The sequence below is a fragment of the Methylobacterium trifolii genome (assembly GCF_022179685.1).
GTDB classification, from domain to species: domain Bacteria; phylum Pseudomonadota; class Alphaproteobacteria; order Rhizobiales; family Beijerinckiaceae; genus Methylobacterium; species Methylobacterium trifolii.
In genome coordinates, this window is sequence record NZ_BPRB01000416.1 from 1 (window position 1) to 2,702 (window position 2,702).

Sequence of the window (2,702 nt, forward strand, 5' to 3'; positions counted from 1 at the left end):
CCCTGCGGCATGCGCAGGGGAAAAATCAGTGACTATGGCTTCGAGACTCGCTTCGCTGTTTGGCATTTGAATATCGATTTCAATCTCCAGCTTTCCGGCCGTCTCACGGAGGTTCGTTATTTGACGCTCCGAAGTCGGACTTTTTGGATTCCCTACGACGATAAAATTTCTAGCATGTGGAAGTAATTTATGCATAAATTCTAGTCTTTTCGAGCTCACTTCTACACTAAGGCTCGAGATGCCCGTAAGGTTGCCACCGGGACGGGCCAAACTATCGACGAGTCCGAGCGCGACCGGGTCTCCGCCGAGTTCGAATACGATCGGCAAAGAGGTCGTTGCTTTTTTTGCAGCGAGCGCGACGGAGGCGCCGCCAGCAGCGACAATCAGCGAAACATTTTGCTCGACTAAGTCCTGGGCCAATGCCGATAGCTGATCGTATTTGCCGGCAGCCCAGCGGAATTGAATGGCGAGGTTCTGCCCTTCGACGAAGCCGGCGGCCTCGAGACCAGCCCGAAAAGCTTTGAGGCGACTGGCATAGCTCTCGGGCAACTCGGAACCAAGGTAGCCGATCACAAGACCTTTACGCTCCTGGCTTCTTGCCATGGGAATGCCGGCAGAAAACAAAGCCAGCAATGTAAATATATTTCGCCGTGATATTGAATGAGTCGACCAATGTGGAGACCTGTCAGACAACGGAGATTTGAAGTCCATGAATATTCGCATATGATCTTCGAAATTTCGCTTAATCATATCTGACCTCATCATTAAAACAGGAGGATTTAGAGAGTCCGGGTACTCATTGATCATGCGATATCGATAAGGGGCTGCGCAAGTTCGACAGCCATAAATATTTCGCGCGCGTCGCTGGAGAGCGCGCCATCGAAACGTTCGGCGTCGCCGGGTCTATGGTGAGCAATGGGCTCCCGTTCGATCGGCACGCTCGACGGGTGTTGGTCGCGCTGATGGGCAGGTTACGATCGACGGCGCCGAGGTGGCGGATGACGCGATACGAGCCGGTCTCGGACCGGGTTTCATAAGGTGCGTGCGAGCCCTCCGACGAGGATCACGGCGGCAAAGAGGACGAAGACGGTCGGCGCCGAGGACGCGGTGACGTTGTCGTCGCGGGCCATCCGGCGGCAGCGGCTGATCCAACCGAACGCCCGCTCGATCACCCTGAGCCTCGTGGACGGCGCAGCCTGTCTGTCCATCGTCCGGCTCGACACTCTCGACGGTGATGTCTTCGACCGAGCCGACTCGGTCTTGCCGGTCGGCGCGGTCGGCGCGGTCGGAGATGCCGTGAGCAGGGAACCGCCAGGGTCCGCGCAAGGTGCGTAGGAAGGCGGTGTCGCCGTGGCTGTCCGCGAAGGTTGGCAGGCGAGACGGCGGCCACGAGCAGGTAGCCCTGCGTCCTCATCCTTGTCTTAGACTCTGTCCGGCATCCTGTTGTTTCTCGACGGAGCGTTCGCGTCATGAGGCGAATGGAGGCCAGGAGGAGGAAGGCGCGTGCCTTGCGGGTCTTGCAGTCCCGATCCTCGCCCGGACGCCGGCAGCGATTCGGCCATCCGATCGTGCGCTCGACGATCCAGCGCTCGGGCAGCACGGCAAAGCCCTTGGCCCGATCGGTGCGCGTGACGATCTCCACCGAGATCCGTCAACGTTCCGGTGTCGAATTCGCCGTTGGAGCGTTCGGTCCGTGCGTGCAGAGACCCGCACGCGGTCCGCCCGTCGGCCAGACGGTCGCCGCATACGCGCCGACCGACACTCTGCGCAGCCGAGCCCCCTGGACCGTCCACGGAGGCGGGGCGATCCCAGGTTGTTTCCACGCACGGGTGACGGGTTTGCCGTATCCGGGCCGGCAGGTCGATCAGCCCGTGGCTCGCATGCGGCCGTTCAGAACCGGTAGCCGAGGCCGGCTCCGACAATGAGCATGTTCATGTCGGCCTTTACCTTCACGCCTGCGAGTTCGTATGCCTGCTGCGGGAGAAAGACGTATTTCACGGTCGCGTTTGCGAACCAATTGCCGGTGAGGTGATAATCGAAGCCGGCCTGGAGCACGGGGCTGGCTTGGGACTTGAGCTTGAAATCCGGGATGCCCTTGCCCGGCTTGATGGAGAGGGGCGTGGTCGCGGCGACACCGACCCCGAGGTAGGGATTGAGGCGCGCGTTCGGCAGAAAGTGGTACTGAACGATCCCCATCGCGGCTGCGTTCCAGATCGATCCGATCGCGATGTCGCCCACCAGCGAGTTCCGGATGAACGGGCGGGTTCGAACCGCGCCGGCCTGCCCTTCGATGGCAACGTGATCCGTCAGGAAATACGAGACGTCGAAGTCCGGGAGGATTGCTGCGGGGGTGTCGATCTGCCCCCCGATGAGATCGATGTGCGAGCGTCGCTGCGTGGGGATCGACCCACTGATACGGCCGCGGACGAGCCAGTCACCGGCATGCAAGCCCGCCCCTGTCTGCAAGCCCGCGTCCGTGCCGACGGAGTTCGCCTCCGCTCCGACCGGAGAGACCGGCTCCGCCGCCTCCGTGGCGTGCGCACTCAGACCGAACGCGGAAAGGCCGACACAGACCAACGCCAGGGGAAAGGTGCATGCCGACATGGGGACGTATCTCGGAGATCTGGGCGGCACGATAGGCGTCCCTGATGCGGGTCCCAGGTCGGCGACACGTGCGGGGGCTGTAATTACCCACCCCTTTG

General features: G+C 61.5%; 3 protein-coding genes. All 3 read right to left on the reverse strand.

Features of this window, described 5'->3' with window-relative positions; all coding sequences use genetic code 11:
* A partial coding sequence (locus COGEMETH_RS25435; RefSeq protein WP_238185440.1) for an ABC transporter substrate-binding protein occupies positions 1-807 on the reverse strand: 807 nt, incomplete at its 3' end.
* A gap of 224 nt (positions 808-1,031) precedes the next feature.
* Positions 1,032-1,172, reverse strand: a complete 141-nt coding sequence (locus tag COGEMETH_RS25440) for a transposase (RefSeq protein ID WP_238185441.1) — start codon at positions 1,170-1,172, stop codon at positions 1,032-1,034.
* Between the two features lie 718 nt (positions 1,173-1,890).
* Entirely contained in the window at positions 1,891-2,604 is a 714-nt protein-coding gene (locus COGEMETH_RS25450; protein WP_238185442.1) for an OmpW/AlkL family protein, read from the reverse strand.
* Between the last annotated feature and the right edge of the window lie 98 nt (positions 2,605-2,702).

What these genes read in the sequence shown, in the direction of transcription:
- COGEMETH_RS25450 (WP_238185442.1), bottom strand. Translation starts at nt 2,604, where the DNA reads ATGTCGGCATGCACCTTTCCCCTGGCGTTGGTCTGTGTCGGCCTTTCC.